This window comes from Halorubrum orientale (assembly GCF_059623105.1).
On record NZ_JBSPSR010000004.1, the window covers coordinates 177,884 to 194,473 of the forward strand.

Sequence of the window (16,590 nt, forward strand, 5' to 3'; positions counted from 1 at the left end):
GGCCGAACTCACCCGCCACGACGAGCAACTTGAGGCGATCGCCGACGCTATCGCCCACGAGCTGCGAAACGCCGTCGGCGTGACCGAGGGGTACCTCGCGCTCGCGGCGTCTGAATCTGACGCACCCACGGAGCGAGATCCACTCGAGGTGGCCCGGCAGTCGGTCCGGCGGAGCAAAGAGGTGATTGAAGACCTCGACGTGTTGACACGGTACGCCCAGTCGATCGAGACGTATCACGACGTCGACGTTCGACTAGCACTCGACCGCGCGACCGAGTCGGTCGACGCCGACCTCGACGTGCACCTCGAACGTGATGCGACCATCCGAGCGGCCGACGACCGGCTCACGCACCTCTTCGTCAACGCGATCCGATTTGCCGCCTACGCGGAGGCAACAGCGCTCACAGTCCGGGTGGAGACCGATCCGGGGCGACTCGTCATGAGCGACGACAGACGCTACGCCGGTGGGGCCTACGACGACTCGCTGTTCGGCACGACGCGGCCGAACCCACCGCCGAGGCCGGACTCAAACTGCCGAACGTGCGAAGCCTCTCCCGGGTACACGGCTGGGACGTCGACCTCGAGACAACGTACGACGACGAGATCCGCGATCGGATCGGCGGCGTCGACGTGATCGAGACGACCGAGACGACAACGGTGGGCGTGTAATACTTCTGGGCTCCTTCGGAAGCTCGTCGTAACTTTGTCTTACGTGCGTTCGTCGTCATCCAGATTGACGGCTACTGTCGAACCAGAGCAGCGAGTCTCCGTTTGACGACCTCGGGCGGCCACGATGACGCTACTGTCTCACGCTCGACTCCGAAGGTCTCCACGGTCCGATGTATGGAGGGCTCCGAATATCGCTGCTGTTCGAGGAGATACGAGTAGGCCGCCACTTGGAGTTCGTACCGTCGTCGTGTTTCCGGTGTTTGGTCCGTCAGTGTGATTTTCACGTCCGTCACGTGCCGTTCACCCGTAGATGACTCGACGATGAAATCGATCGTCCCGTGGATTTCCATCTCGACGCCGTCGATCGTGACGAGACCGTCGACAGGTCGCTCAACCGAAACCCGTTCCGCCCGTTGAATGCGGCTCCAGAGGTCGGACGCGAGGAAGTCGTCGAGGACTGCCCCTCGGAAGAACGCGAACAGTCCGACACGTTCGTCGTCGTCGATTCGCAGAGCGCCGTCGTCGATGACGTCGTCAAATACGTCTCGAACGTCGTCTGTCGGCGAATCGAGCGTTTCTTCAGCGACCTCGCGTTCGGTGAGCGTGGTCAGCACCTCGTGTAAGCAGGAACCCACGTCTTCTGGACCCAGCTCGTCGAACTGTAGCGGAATGTCGTCGGGGATATCGTTCGTCTCTGTGTGAAGCGGCTCGCCCAACAGGTGCGGAATGGTGTGCTCGTCCAGTGACTCCGTCAGGGGATACATCGTGCTGGGGTTCAGGAATCGGGGGATCCACCGTTCGAGATCGCCTCGCCGCGGTGGAGTTACCGAAGCTTCGTTATCGGTCGGCCCGGATCTCGTCGGCCGCCACTCGGTGAACAAGTCCACGTCGTTGACTCCGATCTCGATCGCATCCGTGTTCGGATCCGATCCACCAAGTTCGAGCGTGTACGAGTCGGTGCCGCCTCGGTTGAACCCGATCCCCTGCCGGATCGTGTCGAGCCACCGATCGCGTGATTGGTCCTCCTCCAAGTCGGAACGAGGCAGTGGAACGACGAGGTGGTCACGGGCACGAGTCAGCGCTACGTACAACAATCGCCATGTTTCGGCGCGCTCGTTCGCTGCGACGCGACGCAGACGTTCGGGTCCGACGAGTTCGTCACGGGCCGCTGAATCGGACACGGAGTCCATCCACTGGGCAGTTGCCCAGCGAAGGCCGGTATCACGGTCAAATCCGCCCGGTGCCTCGTACAGTCCGCAGTCGAACGGCGGGATCGTGATGTCATGGGGGATGTCGGTGTTCGTCGGTGGGGCGAGTCCGGCGATCGATCCTTGAGCGACGAACCGCTGGGTGTGGGGTCCCCGGGACCAGACGTCGAACCCGGGATCAGCAACGACGACGACGTCGTCTTGATCCCCTTTCGCCCTGTGTACGGTTCGGAATTCGACGTCGTACGTGGTTGCCGTCGTGCTCGGCTGTGCCGGACCGTCGTCGGGATCGTCGCGGAACGGTTGTACGAGGTCCGTCAATTCGGCCGGCGTGTAATGCGTCTCACCCTCCCACTGGGAGAGGGTCTCGACGAGCGCATCCAGATTGGCGACTCGTTGTTTGGGTCCACTTCCAGTGGCTATTTCCTGTGGATCGGCTCTCAGTTCGAGCGCTTCGACGATTTCTTCTACGTACACGCTGGCCGGCTGGCGTTGGAAGACGTCACTTCGATCACGGAGTCGAAGCAGAGCACGCAGTGTCCGCCGTTGCGTCTCTGTGAGGTCAAGTACATTTTCGCTAAGTACACGGTCCAGATCCCACGAGTGGACCTCAAACGCTTCTGTGTCCTCAATGATACCCAGTGGAGGTTCGGTGAGAAGGGTCTCCGTACGGTCAGGAGAGCCAGGATGTGCTAGCCAGTCGCAGACGGCGAACACAGATTCGACCGCGGGACAGTCGAACAGCCCCTCACCAGTGGTGTGGACGCGGAGACCCTCCGAAGCGAACGCGTTCTCGTACTCGGGCATCCGAGTCCCGCGCCGGAACAGCACCGTGACGTCTAGTGGCTCGCCGGCATCGTCGCAGAACGTGCCGTCGGCGAGCCCTCGTGAGATGTGAGTCGCCAGCATGTTCGCCTCTCCGACCTCTCCATCGGGATTCGCCCACGCTTCCGATCCGGGACGACCGACGCCGATGAACGAGGAGACGTGTATCGATGGCTCGTCGGTACCGTCACGGGCCGCGTCTGACCACTCGTACGTGGTGTCGAGATCACCGAGATCGCCACGGACGGGATCGGTGATCATCGACTCGGCGATCGCGTTGATGCCCGCGGCAATGTCGGGGACACATCGGTACGTCGTGGTCGCGGTCCGATTCTCGTGTGTGTCCCAGTCGACACCGAGGTACTCGCCTCCCATCGTTGCCGCGTCGAACCAGGTCGGGTCGGCGTGCCGCCACAGGTAGATCCCCTGTAGGACGTCTCCACAGGCGAATACGCGTGAGTCGTGAGTCACGAGGTGGGACAGCGCTGCGTGCTGGATGGCCGAAACGTCTTGTGCCTCGTCGATGATCAGGCTCTGGATCCGTGATCGGTACCGCTGGAGGACTCGTGTTCGGTGTGAGCCGTCGATAGCGCGGAGTGGCTCGAGAAGCTGCGACTGGTCGGTCGTATCGTCGAAGTAGGCGTCCACGAGATAGGCGGCGTCAGTGTGAGTGACGACGCCGTAGTCGCGGACGAGCTCACGATACGCGGTACGGTACGCCGAAAGGACCGTACAGAAGTCGTCGATCCGATCACACCACGCCTCGTACAGCTCGCGGTCGGCTTTGAGCAGTCGGTCCCGGTCCGACTCGTGTACGGCGTCTCTAACCCGTTCTCCGACGGCATCATCATCGCCAGTGAATCGTTCGACCGACCGTACGATATCGGAGAACGAGTCCGGTTTTCCACCGGGATACGCCGAGTCGCGCGTCCGTTCCAGTTCGTCTCGGAACTCCCCAGTCGAGATGCGCTGGTCGCGGCAGAACGTAAGCGCAGCTTTGATCATGTCGGCGACGCTGTCGTCGTACTCTTCATCGGGATATGCAGCTTCGAGAGCATCAAGTCGTTCGGCGTCATCCGGGATACTCCGAAGTCGTTCGTAACAGTCACCGTGGACTCGATTCAGCAGTGCGTCGTTCCCGACTGAGGGCATCTCGTCGAAGCCGATGTCGTGAGCGATATCCTGTAGAACACCGCACAGGAGTCCATCGATGGTTCCAACGTAGGGACCTTGTCGGATCCGCTGGAGGAGGTACTGTAACTCTTCATCGGTGACTTCGGACGCGGCCGGAACGAGATTGTATTCAACGATCGTCTCCAGCCTATCGCAGACTTCCGGAATGATATCGGCGGCCTCATCGCGGTTGAACGAAACCACTGCGACGTGTAGCTCCGGCGTCGTGTCGCCGGCCACGTACCGTCGGAGGAGATCCTCTGCAGCGAGGTGATGGGCGACCACCGATTTTCCGGAGCCTGGGACGCAGTTCAGCGTGAACAGCCCGGTTTCGCAGTCGAAATATGCCTCCTGGATAGCTCGCTGTGCGCCCTGCAGAACGATCGGGTCCAGATCCTCGTTGCCAGTATCATCACCCATCGAAATCCTCCGTTTCCTTGACGAACCCCTGTACTTCCGGTGGAAGTTCACGTCTAGGTCCGACCAATCGTCGTCTCGCTTCCTCAGAGACTCGCTCCGGATCGAGATGATCGAGGAGCGATGAAGGCGGAACGTCGTCGCCTTCAGCCGTGCGCGTGTGTCTCGACAGAATGACGCATCGGCCCGCCGACCGCAGCGTATCGAGGAACTGGTCGCGGTCGCGGCCGCCAGCCCACGCCGGTTGCGGCGCGAGAACCTCCGCCCGTTCGTCTCCGCGAAGAACTGCCTCTCGGAATTCCGGGGGAAGCAGAGACTGTGGCGGCTGGGGCCACTGTCCGGCCGTCAACCCGAGGGCGATGACGTACGGAATATCGAGCGCCCACACGTCGTTCGCCTCCAAGACATCCAGCGCCCGAGCGTTCGAGTGTTCCCGCCGACCCGGCCGCTGGGTGGCGATCACACCGGCGAGGTCGGCGACGTCGTCCCAAGAGCGTTCGACGGCCCCTTCTTCGAGCCGATCTGCAAACTTGTGTCGCAACTGCTGAACCAGCGTCCGAACGCGGACGACCGCGCGCGCGTCGATCTCCGTGTCGAGTAGCGCCGGCGAATCCGTTACTTTCGTTTCTGGAAGCCCTTGTTCCGCATACGCATTGACCACGTCGTCGAGCAGCGAAGCGATCGACTCCGGTTCTGGGGTCGGAGCGTCCGCGACCCACTTCGCGAACTGTCGGAGTCGGGCATCGACACCATCGGTCGCTTCGACGATCCCGTTCCACTCGGTGGCGGTCCGGGCATCTCGTGGTAGTCGCTCGGCCGATCGATACAGCTCCCTCGGCGGGAGCGGCCACGTCTCGGACCCTGCTCCGGGCGAGGCCCATCCCAGTTCGAGCGGCCGAATCAGCGTCTCCAGGTCGAGTCGAGCTTCAGCTAGAGTTCCACAGACTGCCGTAACGAGTGCGTACGGTCGGGTTCTCGTCACCCGTAACTGTGTCCAGAACACGGGCGTGATGCCGTACTGGATCGCCGCACGGAACAACGGTTCCTCGTGCGGATCGATATCTCGAACTACGACGGCGATGTCCCGAATCGGCACGTCTTGATCCCGGAGTTCGGCTACGACAGCCATCGCGCTTCGTGCTTCCTCTCGGCGCGTCGGCGATACGATTTCGACCGTCGGAACGTCGGGCGTGTCGATCGCCCCGAAGAGCGCGTGTCTGTCCGACGACGTCATTCGAACACCGCAGTTCCGGGGTCGGTGACGTCGAGAAGGCCTCCGACCCGGCTCTGTAGGTATCCTCCGATTCCAGATCGGAAGTGGACGTGTACCTCGACGGACGTCGTCGTACACAGCGCGTGTACCAGGTCTGTGTGGGGAGCGGAGAGACTGCTGAGGCCGAGCAGGGAGACACGTCCGATGTCGGGGTAGGTCTCATCCCAGACGGATCTGTCCGTCCGTACCAGCGAGCGGGTTGCCCGCCTGATGAGACCGGTCTCCGAGACGGCCTTGGTAGTTCGTTCTCGAAGCTGGCGCTCTACGGCGAGTGCAGTATCGAGAAACGCCTCGGCCTCTTCGTCGATCGGACGATATATTTCGGTTGCCGTGTCTCGCCACGCCGCGACACGCTCGGGGTGAAAGTTGGTTATCGTCTCGACTTCCGTGCGGATCTGCTCGATCTGTTGTGGAGCGCGGGCCGAAATACCGGGTGGGAGGGGGACTCCCGTTTCCTCGTTAAGCGTCGGTCCGTCAAAGAGCGATCGGAGCAGGCTGAGACGATCTATCCGGTCGATGGTCGTCGTCGATCGTCCCGTCTGATCCAGTAACTGATTGCTCATCCCGATGGGGTCTTCGAAGACGAAGGCGTCCTTCGGAAGGTTCGCCTCTCGTAACCGGCGCTGGAAGTTACGCTGATGGAGCTCAACGGGGGACACGACGAGCTCCATCGGTCGCGTACCCTGCCGAGCCCGCTCCCACACGGCGTCCTCGCCACCCACGTGAACCGTTAGTTGCTCCGGCATCCGGTCGACTTGGCTACGTTCGGCTTCCATTGATTGGTGACGACAGCTCGTCGTCTCTGTTGCTACAGCGTCCCTACTTGACATCCTCTCCGCCCTGAAGAGCGAAGATTCCCACGGCACTGCACCGCTGAGTTGGGATGGGTACGGTTTGTAGCCGTCTTGATGACGGCTACTGGCTGTGCCAACCAGCCGGTACTCCTATCCCGGCATGGGATTCGGAGGTACTTCTTATACCTGTACCCTATTTCGGTACGGAAGAGGGTGTCTTCCGCTTGAAATCAGGGAATCCCGATATTGTCCGATTAGTGGGGCGGGTAGACCGCCTCAGTTGCTTTTATTTATGATTTTAACTCATTTAAAACATCCGTTCAGTGCGTCGGACGTAGTTCGTGTAGGGGTGTCGGATTCATCCCCGCCGTGAACGGCGGGCTTTCTCCTCGCACCTCGGTAACTGCTGCGACGAGAACGTTCGTGTCGAGGAGTATTTTCTTGACATCCTCCTCCGCGTAAACGCGGAGGAATCCTGAGCGTTGGAGATTTCAGGTTTGCAGTTCCACCGAACCCCAGCACAGTGAGAATCCGTACGGGGTTCACGGGCTGTAGCGGATGGGACTGCTGGGAGTGCCAAGCCCCCGGTACTCCTATCCTCTATCGTGTTCGGACTCCCAGAGTTGTTTGTGCCTCGGGGAGTCCGGCAGATGTCGACGGACTTGGAGTTACTTTCTGTGGTGCGTACAGCAGTCGGACACTGCATCGGTTCATTGTAGGAACCGACCGTTCACCCGACTGGTTCCGATTACTGTGGTTCGAAAATCGAAGATTTTCGTCATCACGAGAATCGAAGATTCTCAAACGATCTCATTGCTTGGGGCGGACAGGCCGCCATCGGAGGACTGATCGGAATCGCTCTATTTCCGGTCTAATTCCTGTCTGTATGTGGGGCTACCTGTCACTTTAAGCCACGGATTGTCAAATCTCCGATCGGCTATCACTACGTGGACAAGTTCAGAATTGTCGGATTCATCCTGCGTTGACGAGACTGAAGCCGCAGGTATTCTCCTTGATACTCTATAACTGTTTGCGGACGTCACGAACGGCTTCGACGGAGTCAACCTCGACGTCGAGTCCCAGCTCTGAGAGTGCCTGTCCGAGCGGGACCGTCTCGTCATCATCGGGGTCAGAGGAAACGAACTCCTCAAAGTCGTCCGAAGTGAGACTCACACCTGATTTTGCCCACCAACTCTCAAAAGACTACTGGTGGTCCCGTTGTCCGTGGTGATACGGTGCTACTCGAATGTACACCGGCAGAATCGACACCGAATGACACATCGGAGATAAACAGTTCGTCGCCGTGGCTCCGTGGATATAGTTGAGCTGGCTGTCGTATCTGTATCTGCCCGGAGTGCGTCCGCTTCTGTCTGTTTGACCGATGTTTGGACAGAGTCCGTCCGATCATCGGTAACCGCCTCGGCCTCTTCGAGCTGCCCGAAGGAGTCGTCCGAGTCGGTCACTACGATCGTCACTAGATGGGGGACCGCTGAGTACGGAGCGGTCGCTCAGTGTAAAAAAGGAATGTAAAGAAGTGGGGATGTTCGTTACTCGTTGCCGAACATCTGGCGCATCATGGGGTGCATCTCCATGAGCTGCTCTTCGGCGATCTCCTCGTACAGCTTGTACGTGATAGAGACCGCAAGCAGCAGACCGGTGCCAGAGACCTGCCCGATCGTGCCGAGCAGGTTCGCTAAGACGGCGAGCAGTCCGACGAGTGCCCCGCCGATGACGGTGACTTGCGGGATGTACCGCTCCATCACCTTCTCTACGACCTGCGGGTTCCGTCGGAACCCGGGAATCTGCATCCCAGAGTTCTGGATCTGTCTCGCGGTCGCCTCCGGACCCATCCCGGTCGTCTCCACCCAGAAGATAGCGAATATCGCCCCGCCAACGACCATGAACGTCAGGTCGATAGCGAGCCGAACAGCGACCATCCACGGCTCAACCGATGCCGGGATCTCACCGAGGAACCACATCCACTCCGTCCGCCGCTGGATCGGGTTCAGGTAGTAGAACAGCCCAGAAAGCGGCTGGCCCTGGTCACTGTACGTACCGAGCCACGCCGGCATGGCCGCCCACTGCGACGAGAGGATCTGCCCGAGGAACTGGATATTCGCCTGTAGTGCTCGGACGAGGATCATCGGCAGGACGGACGCGTAGATCAGCTTCACCGGGAACCGACCCCGGGCGCCTTTCACCCGCGCGTGTGACAGCGGGATCTCCACACGGACCGACTCCGCGTAGACGACGACCCCGAAGATGGCCAGCGTGGTGAAGAGTGCCAGGATGTTCCCAGGATCGAAAAGCAGGTTCTGGAGCCCCTCTGCGGTGAACGGCGAGAGCGACACGGGAACGTTCCCGACGGCAATGCCGTACCAGCTCGCGAAGAAGCCGGCACCACCGAGCGCCGAGAAGCTGAAGAAGCCACCGACGATCTGCTGGCTCACGGCGGCGATGATGAACAGACCGACGCCGGAGCCGACACCCCACTTGCTCACGATCTCGTCCATGAACAGGATGAGGATGCCGCCAACGAAAATCTGTGCGAAGATCGCCAGTTCGACGGCGAACTCACTGCCCAACACAGACACGGCCGCCGGGTCGGCGGGAAGGAACTCACCAGTGAACACCATCGGCGCCGCCGTAATGGCCGTGACGATCACCACGAGGAGCTTCTGGAGCCCCTGATATAGGATCTGATCGCGGGGGTCGTCCGTATCGAGCCCGAGCAGGTTCGCACCGCCGAGCAGCTGCAAGACGATCGACGCCGTGACGATCGGCCCGATGCCGACCTGTAACAGTGAGCCGGACTCGCCGGCCAGTATCGAGCGGAACTGCCCGAAGAAATCACTCCCCTGTCCGGCCGCGAGCCCGAACGGGTTGATGTTCGTCAAAAAGAAGTAGACGAGCAGTATCCCGGCCGTCCAGGTGAGCTTCCGCTTGAACGGAACGTGGCCCGCCGGTCGTTCGACGACGGGCATCCGCGAGAGCACCGGTTCGGCGACTTCCTTCCAGCTCATCGTTACGCCTCGTCGGTCTCGTCGTCCGAGGATGATTCGTCGGCCGGCTCAGCACGGGACGAGAGCGATGCCGCACCGCCGGCACTCTCGATAGCCTCAATTGCACTGGCAGTGAACGCGTCAGCCGTGACCGCAAGCTCGTTTCGAACTTGGCCGCCGCCGAGGACCTTCACTACATCGGCGTCGTGACCGCCGTCAACGATGTCACGCGCGTCAAGCACGTACGCGCCGTCGTCTTCTTCAGCGACCCCCTCGGCAACGTACAAGGCGGCGTCCTCATCAAGCGTCCGCGCGTTGATCTCGAGGACGGTCGTCTGTGCGCTCTCCGGACGCTTGAAACCGTGTTTGCCGAGCGGCCCGTAGTTGTGGTACTCGTGTTTCGACCGACCGGCAGCGCCGCGGCCACCGCGGTGGCCGGCACCACGCCGGTTCTTGTGGGTGCCGCCGCCGTGCGTCCGCGAGCCGCGCTGTCGTCGTTTCTTACTCGTCATCGCATTGCCTCCAGAAGCTGGTCGATCTCAGTCGTCGAGTGACGACCGAGCGCACCGCCTTCGACGACCGGATGTTTGATCCCGTCGTGGCCGCCGCGGGGAGCGTGGAGCCGCAGCGTCGGGGAGAGCCCCTGCTCACGCAGCGTCGTCTCCTCGTCAACGAGCGCCGTCGCGAGCGCTGCAACGTCCGCGTAGTCGGTGTGCGCCTCGATCCACTCATCGTCGATGTCGGCAGAGCCTTCAAGTGGCTCGCCGCGCCGCTCAATTGTGGCCGTAACCGTCTCTGCGCTCGGTTCACCAAATGCGACCAAGTCGTTTACCTTCGTGATCATCCCGCGGTAGGAGTCCGTCTCCGGGACGAGCGTCGCATGGTTGACCCGCCCGACGTTCAACATGTCGAGTGTGTCAAGCACGTCCTGGTTTACGTTGACTTCCCCGCGGAGCTGTACGATTGCCTGCATCACTCGCTCACCCCGTCATAATGGACCTGCCGGGCGTGTCGCGGTGTCCGCGACTGCGCGGCATTCGACAACGCGTTGAACGTCGCCTTCGCGAGGTTCACCGTCGTGCGCGTGTTACCGTCTGAGTTCGTCCACGCGTCCTCGACGCCAGCGAGCTCTAGGATGTTGCGAACCGTCTCTGCGGCAGCCAGCCCGAGCCCCTGCGGGGCGGGCTTGATCTCGACAGTGACGGACCCAGCTTTTCCGGTCGCCGTCCGCGTCAGCGAGTTCGTGCCGCCGGGCTGATCCTCCCACGAGCCCGAGCCGCGATCGACCGAGATGATGTTTAATTTCGCGACCTCTATCGCCTTCTGGATCGCGCCGCCGACCTGGTCGTCGCGGGCCTGCGCGTAGCCCAGGTAGCCGTCACGGTTGCCGACAGCTACGACACAGCGGAATTTCACCCGCCGGCCGGAGTCGGTCATCCGCTGGACCATATTGATGTCTAACACCTCGTCTTCGAGCCCCGGAAGGAGCTGGTCGACGACTTCGACCTCCTTCATTGGGAGCCCCGAGGTGAGCGCCTGTTCCATCGACGTGATGTCGCCGTCTTGTACCTTGCGGCCGAGCCGCGTTCGCGGCTCCCAGCCGTCGTCGTGTCTACTCATAGTCCTCTTGGATGCTCTCGAGCACTTCATCGAAGTGCTCGGGTAGCTCGCGTGCGTCGAACTCTCCCGCGTACAGCGGCTCGTCGAGCTGCTCGGCGTACGCGGCGATATGTTCGCCGCGCGTGCGCGACCAGTCGGCTAGCACGCGTTCGTTATGGGGAATCTCGAGGCCCGCGTCGATTGCACCTTCCTGTACTGCAAATGTCTTGTTGCCGGGCGTCGCCGTGTTGAGCCCGATGTCGAGGACGGCCTCGTCGAGGTCGGCCTCAACAGCGCGTGCGCCAGCAAGGGTACCCGTGAGGTACGCGCTTGGAAGGTTCCCCGTGGGAGCCTCCCAGCCGTACGCCGCAAGGTCCTCGCTTGACGCGGCCGCGTGGGTCTTGTCACCGTCCGGACCGGGTGTGACCAGCTGCGCCCTGACGTGGGCGTTGCTCACCCGGGCGACCAGGCGAGGCTTGCCCGATTTCAACAGGCGCAACCGCTGATGGTAATCCGTCCGAACCTCTCGGCGACGCCGCATCGGCACCTTGTATCGTGGTCCTGTCGCCATTATTCCGTCACCTCATAGCCGAACTGCGTCTGGATGTACGCCTCCAGGCGGGCGACATCCTCGAACTCGCCACCGCTCGCTTTGTTGTACAGCGTGCGGTACTCCGTGCGGTCGAGGACGTCCTCGTCGTCGCGGAGTTCCTTCAGGCGGGCCCGCTGTGCGCGGATCCGCGCCTTCCAGTCATCTTTCGTGTTCTGGCGTGCACCCGCTTTGCCCTTCCGGCTGCCGGCACCGCGCCGGTGGCCGTACGAGCGCTTTGCCGCGCGCTCGCGGGCGCGTCCACGCGAGTTGGTCTTCGCGTCCTTCGCTCGGATCGTGCCCTGGTCGATGAGGTCACGGATATCCTCGCGGGTGATCGCGTCTGCGATCGCCTCCTGGGCGTCGGGGTCGAGCCAGACGCGGCCTTCGCCGACGTCGAGTTCGTCCGCGGCCAGTCGCTTCTGGGCGCTCAGGTCACTCATCGGCCACCTCCACCTCGACGTACGTCGGGTTCAACACGCGAATTTCGCGTTCTTCGGCCTCGTCTTCTATCAGTTCGCGCTTACGCGCACCGACACTCGAGGCGATTCGCACGGCTTGAACGTCGCCGTCGACGCCTTCGAGATCGTCGGTGTTGTGAACACGGACCTCCTCGAAGCCGCTCGGGTGAAGATCACGCGAGGCCGTCGGTGAGCGGAATCCAGCCTCGACGACCGGTCCTTTTGCTTTCATCCGACGACGCTGTTTCGACAGGCCACCACGCGGCGCCCGCCACGACGTGGGGACGCGCTTTTTCTTGTGGTAGTCCTGTCGATTGAACTGCGGTTTCCCCTCGCGGTGCTTCTGTGCGAGCGCGCGAGCGGTGTCGTCATCTAGCGACGGGGTCTTTGCTGCGTGACCGCGCGGACGAAGCTCCGTTTCGACCGACTCCTCGGCCTCCTCGGCCTCGTCGTCTGCCGTCTCGGTTTCGTCTTCGATCGCCGCGTCGGTCTCGGCTTCGACCTCGAGACCACCAACATCGGCTTTGATTCGGGCAGCAAGGGCGTTTCCGACGCCTTCGACTGCCGAGAGTTCAGACTGTGAAGCCGCTTTCACGTCGTCGACCGTTTCGTAGCCGGCCTCCCGAAGGGCATCCGCCTTCGAGGGGCCGACACCGCTTATTTCTTCGAGCGTTTCGGCCATCTCAGGCACCTCCAGTTGGCTTTTCGACGATGTACACGCCGTCTTGGAAGACACGCGTGTCTTTGTCGGTCACCTTAGTCAGCTGTTCGATGTCGGCGGCGGTCTGGCCGACGGCCTCCTTATCGGAGCCCGAGAGCGTCACCATCTCGCCGTCTACCTGTACGTCTGTGTCCCCGCGGATCGGGGCGCGTCGGTCCGCCTTCTCGCCGAGGAAGTTCGCGATGACAACCTCGTCACCCTCCACGCTGACCTGCATCGGGAAGTGAGCGTAGTACACTTCCATCGTGTACTCCCACCCGTCAGTCACACCGTGGATCATGTTGGCGACGTGGCTCTCGAAGGTGCCGACCGTGGCGTTCGTCTTCGCGTCCTCGTTCGCCGTAGCGATAACGACCACGCCGTCTTCGACCGACACGTCGACGTCGGGGTACCAGAGGCGTCGCGTGACGCTCCCGTTCGGTCCCTCGACGGTCAACTCGAGGTGATCGGTCACAGCGGAGACGTCGTCCGGAATGTCGATTTCGACTCTGTTCATTGTTAGTAGACGTATGCGATGACTTGGCCACCGATGCCGGCCTCGCGGGCCTCGTAGTGGCTCATGACGCCGTGGCTCGTCGTGACGATGAGCGTCCCGTAGTCACGGGCTGGGAGGTATCGCTTCTCCCACTTTTCGAACTCATCTGCGCCCGCCGAGTAGCGGGGCTTGATGGCGCCACACTCGTTTATCGCGCCTTTCAGTTCGACCTCGAACGTTCCGGCTTTCCCGTCGTCGACGTACTCGAAGCCGTCGACGTACCCGCGGTCGTATAAGACCTCGAGGACGGAGCCAATGATGTTCGAGGCGGGCTCTACCGTGTACGACAGGTGGCCGACGCTCTCGGCGTTGTCGACGCCGGCGAGTGCGTTGGCGAATGGATCGTTTCCTGTCATGATCAGCTGTACTTCTCGAATCCCATCTCGCGGGCGACCTCGCGGAAGCACTGTCGGCAGAGGTTGATGTCGTACTTTCCGACTAACCCCTGCTCGCGGCCACAGCGTCGACACTCGTGTCGGTGCCCGGTGCGCTTTGCGGCGTGCTCGCCCGTCTCGTTGTTCGCTTCGCTCATTCCGTTACCTCAACGTCGAAGTTCGCTTCGAGGAACGCAAGCGCGTCCTCGGTCGTCATCTGATGTGACGACGGAATCGACCGAGTCACCGTGTCGCGAACCGCGACGCGGTAGCCTGGTCTGACGATCGTCGTCGTCACATCGAGCCCGTAAATACCGATGTTCGGGTCGTACTCTTGGCTCGGGAAGTCAGTGTGGTCGTCGACACCGAAGCTCAGATTGCCGGTGTCGTCGAACTGACTCGCCGAGACGTCCACGAGCGGCAGCGCCGTCTCGAGAAACGCGTGTGCGTCGTCGTCGCGGAGCGTCGCCTTGACGCCGATCGGGTCGCCTTTGCGGATCCCGAACTCGCCGACGGTGCGCTTTGCGGTCGTCCGGACCGATTGCTGGCCCGTGATTGCTTCGATGATGTCCTCGGCGTCGGCGAGCGGCTCTCCGCCCTGCCCGACGCCCATGTGGACGACGACCTTCTCAACGTACGGCTCCCGCATCTCGTGTGTGGCCGAATCGGCGTCACTCATCGGTTACGCCCTCCTCGTCGACGTCTGTCGTCTCCTCGGCGTCGTCGCCGGTGAAGTTCTCGTCGATGACGACGACGTACTCCTCAACGGTCTCGTAGCTGTCGTCGTCGTCGTCGACGACGATAGTGTTCGACCCGGAGCCAAGTGTGACGTCGATCTGCGTGACCGTCCCGATCTGTCCGGCGTGCTGGCCGGCGGTAGCAGTGACGAGTGCGCCCTCTTCGTACTCGAAGTGGGCGACGATCTCCTTCGACTCGTTGTCGATCACGATGGAGTCTTTGGTGTCGTACGGCGTGTCCGCGTCGACGCGGACGTTCGTGCCGTCGTGCAGGGTCAACTGGACGTCGCCGCCAGGGACGACCGTCTTGTTGGTCACCTTCCCGAGTCGGCTCCCCGCGGACGCCTCGTCGATGGGCGTTAACGCGAGTCGACCCCCCTCGTCCGGGAATACCCGAAAGTACTCCCCGCGGACGGGGAACGCGAGGATGTCGAAAATCCCGATCGGTCGCTGTTCATCAGAGACGGCATCCCCGTTCACGAGGACGCTGTCCGTGTTCAGTGCGTACCGAGCTTCCTTCGTCGAGTCGACGTAGCCGAGGACGTCCCGCAACAGGACGACGAGCGGCACGCCGGCCTCGCCGTGCGGACCGGCGCCGGCTTTTACAGTGAACGTCTGCGTCTTGCGCTCGACTGGCCAGGAGTTCGGTACCGAGAGTCGCTTCTGGTGTCGTGTCATTCGTTCTCCTCCTGGAGTCGCGCCTCACGGCGGTCATCAGAGAGGTCGAGGTCCGTCACGCGGACATTGCTCGCCGGGAGCGGGTGGGGAGCCTCTTCCCCGTCCGCACGCTCGACGACGACCTCCTCGACGGTGATCCGCTCGTCCGTGAGGTCCACCGAGAGCACCTCACCCTCGGTCCCCGCGGCGTCGCCGCGGAGTACCTCGACGGTATCGCCCGCGTTGACGCGGACGTTCCGCTGGCCGTACTCCTCGCGGAGATCGGGCGTGAGCGGTGCGCGGACCTTCCGTTGCCGCTCGTGGAGCGGCGCGGTCTCCGACCGTTTTCGTTGTTTGCGTGGCTGTTTCGTCATAGTTATACGATCATCGTCGCGGTGGACGCAATGCTGCCGTAGCGCTCTGCGACCTCGCGGGCGACCGGGCCCTTGATCTCCGTGCCCCGTGGCTCGTCGAGATCGTCGATGATCACGGCCGCGTTGTCCTCGAATCGGACCCGACGACCGTCTGGGCGACGGATGGGCTTGCGCTGGCGGACGACGACCGCCTCCAGCACCTGCCGACGCATCTCCGGTGTCCCTTTCGTGACCGAGACGGTCACCTTGTCGCCGATCCCCGCCTTCGGCTGGCGGTTCTTTGTGCCGGAGTACCCGGCAACAGAGATCACTTTGAGTTCACGCGCGCCGGTGTTGTCGGCACAGGTAATGAGCGAGCCCTTCGAGAGCCCCGGTGTGACGTCGGCTTTCAGCGCCTCCATCACGCATCACCCGCCAGATTCTCGACGACGACGTGTGATTTCGTCTTCGAGAGCGGCCGCGTCTCTGCGATTCGTACTTCGTCACCAACCTCGAGCGAGTCGAGCACGCCCGGCACGTGTGCCGGAATGCGCGACCGACGCTTCATGTACCGATCGTATTTCGGTACGAACACGTCGTACTCCCGCTCGACGATGACGGTCTTTTCCATATCCGTCGACACGACCGTCCCCTCTCGGATCTGGCCGCGGACGGGAAGCTCCCCATAAAAGGGGCACTTCTCGTAGTCGTAATCCTCCGGGTCGTCTGGCTCCGGAGGCGTGGGTACGTCGATTCCTATAGCCATTGTGTGACACCTCGTTCGGTGCGTTCGGCGGGCCGATCCCGCAGCTGTGTGCCATCCACCGTTACGTAGACCACGTCTTTGCACTCGCCTCGTCGGCTCGCCGCGTCGGCGGTGAGACCACCGGTCGCGGACGGGCCAGACTGACGGGGGCGGACCCCCGTAGTATCCGACCCGAGTTGGGACGCAGACCCCGACGACTGGCCGTCGTCGGCGGCTTCATCTGTGCGTGCGGTCGCCTCCGTGGCGACCGCGAACTCCATCGTCGTGCCCGCTTTGGGCACCCGCTTGTCTCCCGAGTCGGTCCGCACCACGAGGGTGTGAGCCGTCTCGTACAGCACGCGACCGGCGATCCCGACGTGGGCGTCGCTGTCGGCGTCGGCCACCCGAACGGGGAGGCCGACGAGTTCGTGCCGTGTGAGCGTCTCGGGAGTCAACAC

The 16,590-nt window shown here is 62.4% G+C and carries 21 protein-coding genes; 1 reads left to right on the forward strand and 20 read right to left on the reverse strand.

Going from position 1 to position 16,590, the window contains the following annotated elements; translation table 11 throughout:
* Positions 1-79: 79 nt before the first annotated feature.
* Entirely contained in the window at positions 80-634 is a 555-nt protein-coding gene (locus tag ACWUI7_RS05750) for a histidine kinase (protein WP_496641268.1), read from the forward strand.
* Between the two features lie 106 nt (positions 635-740).
* Here the strand turns inward: ACWUI7_RS05750 and ACWUI7_RS05755 are convergent, their stop codons facing one another.
* From ACWUI7_RS05755 to ACWUI7_RS05850, 20 genes are all read right to left on the reverse strand, one after another.
* Positions 741-4,295, reverse strand: a complete 3,555-nt coding sequence (locus ACWUI7_RS05755) for a UvrD-helicase domain-containing protein (RefSeq protein ID WP_496641269.1) — start codon at positions 4,293-4,295, stop codon at positions 741-743.
* Entirely contained in the window at positions 4,288-5,526 is a 1,239-nt protein-coding gene (locus ACWUI7_RS05760) for a hypothetical protein (RefSeq protein ID WP_496641270.1), read from the reverse strand. The genes ACWUI7_RS05755 and ACWUI7_RS05760 overlap by 8 nt, the downstream gene beginning before the upstream one ends.
* Positions 5,523-6,341: a hypothetical protein gene (locus tag ACWUI7_RS05765; protein WP_496641271.1), complete on the reverse strand. Its 819-nt coding sequence runs from the start codon at positions 6,339-6,341 to the stop codon at positions 5,523-5,525. The genes ACWUI7_RS05760 and ACWUI7_RS05765 overlap by 4 nt, the downstream gene beginning before the upstream one ends.
* A gap of 1,038 nt (positions 6,342-7,379) precedes the next feature.
* Entirely contained in the window at positions 7,380-7,532 is a 153-nt protein-coding gene (locus ACWUI7_RS05770; protein WP_496641272.1) for a hypothetical protein, read from the reverse strand.
* A 374-nt stretch (positions 7,533-7,906) separates the two neighbouring features.
* Positions 7,907-9,382 (reverse strand): preprotein translocase subunit SecY, encoded by a 1,476-nt coding sequence (secY, locus tag ACWUI7_RS05775; RefSeq protein WP_496641273.1) that lies wholly within the window; start codon positions 9,380-9,382, stop codon positions 7,907-7,909.
* A gap of 2 nt (positions 9,383-9,384) precedes the next feature.
* Entirely contained in the window at positions 9,385-9,873 is a 489-nt protein-coding gene (locus ACWUI7_RS05780) for an uL15m family ribosomal protein (protein WP_496641274.1), read from the reverse strand.
* Entirely contained in the window at positions 9,870-10,334 is a 465-nt protein-coding gene (locus ACWUI7_RS05785) for a 50S ribosomal protein L30 (protein WP_496641275.1), read from the reverse strand. The genes ACWUI7_RS05780 and ACWUI7_RS05785 overlap by 4 nt, the downstream gene beginning before the upstream one ends.
* Positions 10,334-10,981, reverse strand: coding sequence for a 30S ribosomal protein S5 (locus ACWUI7_RS05790; protein WP_496641276.1), 648 nt, complete (start codon positions 10,979-10,981; stop codon positions 10,334-10,336). The genes ACWUI7_RS05785 and ACWUI7_RS05790 overlap by 1 nt, the downstream gene beginning before the upstream one ends.
* Positions 10,974-11,531 carry a 50S ribosomal protein L18 gene (locus tag ACWUI7_RS05795; RefSeq protein ID WP_496641277.1) on the reverse strand — a complete coding sequence of 186 codons (558 nt, stop codon included), beginning with the start codon at positions 11,529-11,531 and terminating at the stop codon, positions 10,974-10,976. Before ACWUI7_RS05795 ends, ACWUI7_RS05790 begins: the two co-directional genes overlap by 8 nt.
* Positions 11,531-11,992 carry a 50S ribosomal protein L19e gene (locus tag ACWUI7_RS05800; protein ID WP_496641278.1) on the reverse strand — a complete coding sequence of 154 codons (462 nt, stop codon included), beginning with the start codon at positions 11,990-11,992 and terminating at the stop codon, positions 11,531-11,533. Before ACWUI7_RS05800 ends, ACWUI7_RS05795 begins: the two co-directional genes overlap by 1 nt.
* Positions 11,985-12,692 (reverse strand): 50S ribosomal protein L32e, encoded by a 708-nt coding sequence (locus ACWUI7_RS05805; RefSeq protein ID WP_496641279.1) that lies wholly within the window; start codon positions 12,690-12,692, stop codon positions 11,985-11,987. The genes ACWUI7_RS05800 and ACWUI7_RS05805 overlap by 8 nt, the downstream gene beginning before the upstream one ends.
* Before the next feature lies 1 nt (position 12,693).
* A complete protein-coding gene (locus ACWUI7_RS05810) occupies positions 12,694-13,227 on the reverse strand; it encodes a 50S ribosomal protein L6 (RefSeq protein WP_496641280.1) in 534 nt (177 codons plus the stop codon).
* Between the two features lie 2 nt (positions 13,228-13,229).
* The gene (locus ACWUI7_RS05815) at positions 13,230-13,622 is read right to left on the reverse strand and encodes a 30S ribosomal protein S8 (protein WP_435162404.1); all 393 of its coding nucleotides are present in this window, start codon (positions 13,620-13,622) and stop codon (positions 13,230-13,232) included.
* A gap of 2 nt (positions 13,623-13,624) precedes the next feature.
* On the reverse strand, positions 13,625-13,798 hold the full coding sequence (locus ACWUI7_RS05820; protein ID WP_435162402.1) for a 30S ribosomal protein S14: 174 nt from the start codon (positions 13,796-13,798) through the stop codon (positions 13,625-13,627).
* Positions 13,795-14,319 (reverse strand): 50S ribosomal protein L5, encoded by a 525-nt coding sequence (locus tag ACWUI7_RS05825; protein ID WP_496641281.1) that lies wholly within the window; start codon positions 14,317-14,319, stop codon positions 13,795-13,797. The genes ACWUI7_RS05820 and ACWUI7_RS05825 overlap by 4 nt, the downstream gene beginning before the upstream one ends.
* On the reverse strand, positions 14,312-15,055 hold the full coding sequence (locus tag ACWUI7_RS05830; RefSeq protein ID WP_496641282.1) for a 30S ribosomal protein S4e: 744 nt from the start codon (positions 15,053-15,055) through the stop codon (positions 14,312-14,314). Before ACWUI7_RS05830 ends, ACWUI7_RS05825 begins: the two co-directional genes overlap by 8 nt.
* Entirely contained in the window at positions 15,052-15,408 is a 357-nt protein-coding gene (rplX, locus tag ACWUI7_RS05835) for a 50S ribosomal protein L24 (RefSeq protein WP_496641283.1), read from the reverse strand. Before rplX ends, ACWUI7_RS05830 begins: the two co-directional genes overlap by 4 nt.
* Before the next feature lie 2 nt (positions 15,409-15,410).
* Complete coding sequence (locus ACWUI7_RS05840; protein ID WP_496641284.1) at positions 15,411-15,809, reverse strand: 50S ribosomal protein L14; 399 nt, start codon at positions 15,807-15,809, stop codon at positions 15,411-15,413.
* Positions 15,809-16,153, reverse strand: coding sequence for a 30S ribosomal protein S17 (locus tag ACWUI7_RS05845; RefSeq protein ID WP_496641285.1), 345 nt, complete (start codon positions 16,151-16,153; stop codon positions 15,809-15,811). The genes ACWUI7_RS05840 and ACWUI7_RS05845 overlap by 1 nt, the downstream gene beginning before the upstream one ends.
* On the reverse strand, positions 16,144-16,590 hold the full coding sequence (locus ACWUI7_RS05850; protein ID WP_496641286.1) for a ribonuclease P protein component 1: 447 nt from the start codon (positions 16,588-16,590) through the stop codon (positions 16,144-16,146). Before ACWUI7_RS05850 ends, ACWUI7_RS05845 begins: the two co-directional genes overlap by 10 nt.

Excerpts from the sequence above, each read along its gene's own strand:
- ACWUI7_RS05755 (WP_496641269.1), bottom strand. The coding sequence starts at position 4,295 with ATGGGTGATGATACTGGCAACGAGGATCTGGACCCGATCGTTCTGCAG.
- ACWUI7_RS05760 (WP_496641270.1), bottom strand. The coding sequence starts at position 5,526 with ATGACGTCGTCGGACAGACACGCGCTCTTCGGGGCGATCGACACGCCC.
- ACWUI7_RS05765 (WP_496641271.1), bottom strand. The coding sequence starts at position 6,341 with ATGGAAGCCGAACGTAGCCAAGTCGACCGGATGCCGGAGCAACTAACG.
- secY (WP_496641273.1), bottom strand. The coding sequence starts at position 9,382 with ATGAGCTGGAAGGAAGTCGCCGAACCGGTGCTCTCGCGGATGCCCGTC.
- ACWUI7_RS05780 (WP_496641274.1), bottom strand. The coding sequence starts at position 9,873 with ATGACGAGTAAGAAACGACGACAGCGCGGCTCGCGGACGCACGGCGGC.
- ACWUI7_RS05785 (WP_496641275.1), bottom strand. The coding sequence starts at position 10,334 with ATGCAGGCAATCGTACAGCTCCGCGGGGAAGTCAACGTAAACCAGGAC.
- ACWUI7_RS05790 (WP_496641276.1), bottom strand. The coding sequence starts at position 10,981 with ATGAGTAGACACGACGACGGCTGGGAGCCGCGAACGCGGCTCGGCCGC.
- ACWUI7_RS05795 (WP_496641277.1), bottom strand. The coding sequence starts at position 11,531 with ATGGCGACAGGACCACGATACAAGGTGCCGATGCGGCGTCGCCGAGAG.
- ACWUI7_RS05800 (WP_496641278.1), bottom strand. The coding sequence starts at position 11,992 with ATGAGTGACCTGAGCGCCCAGAAGCGACTGGCCGCGGACGAACTCGAC.
- ACWUI7_RS05805 (WP_496641279.1), bottom strand. The coding sequence starts at position 12,692 with ATGGCCGAAACGCTCGAAGAAATAAGCGGTGTCGGCCCCTCGAAGGCG.
- ACWUI7_RS05810 (WP_496641280.1), bottom strand. The coding sequence starts at position 13,227 with ATGAACAGAGTCGAAATCGACATTCCGGACGACGTCTCCGCTGTGACC.
- ACWUI7_RS05815 (WP_435162404.1), bottom strand. The coding sequence starts at position 13,622 with ATGACAGGAAACGATCCATTCGCCAACGCACTCGCCGGCGTCGACAAC.
- ACWUI7_RS05820 (WP_435162402.1), bottom strand. The coding sequence starts at position 13,798 with ATGAGCGAAGCGAACAACGAGACGGGCGAGCACGCCGCAAAGCGCACC.
- ACWUI7_RS05825 (WP_496641281.1), bottom strand. The coding sequence starts at position 14,319 with ATGAGTGACGCCGATTCGGCCACACACGAGATGCGGGAGCCGTACGTT.
- ACWUI7_RS05830 (WP_496641282.1), bottom strand. The coding sequence starts at position 15,055 with ATGACACGACACCAGAAGCGACTCTCGGTACCGAACTCCTGGCCAGTC.
- rplX (WP_496641283.1), bottom strand. The coding sequence starts at position 15,408 with ATGACGAAACAGCCACGCAAACAACGAAAACGGTCGGAGACCGCGCCG.
- ACWUI7_RS05840 (WP_496641284.1), bottom strand. The coding sequence starts at position 15,809 with ATGGAGGCGCTGAAAGCCGACGTCACACCGGGGCTCTCGAAGGGCTCG.
- ACWUI7_RS05845 (WP_496641285.1), bottom strand. The coding sequence starts at position 16,153 with ATGGCTATAGGAATCGACGTACCCACGCCTCCGGAGCCAGACGACCCG.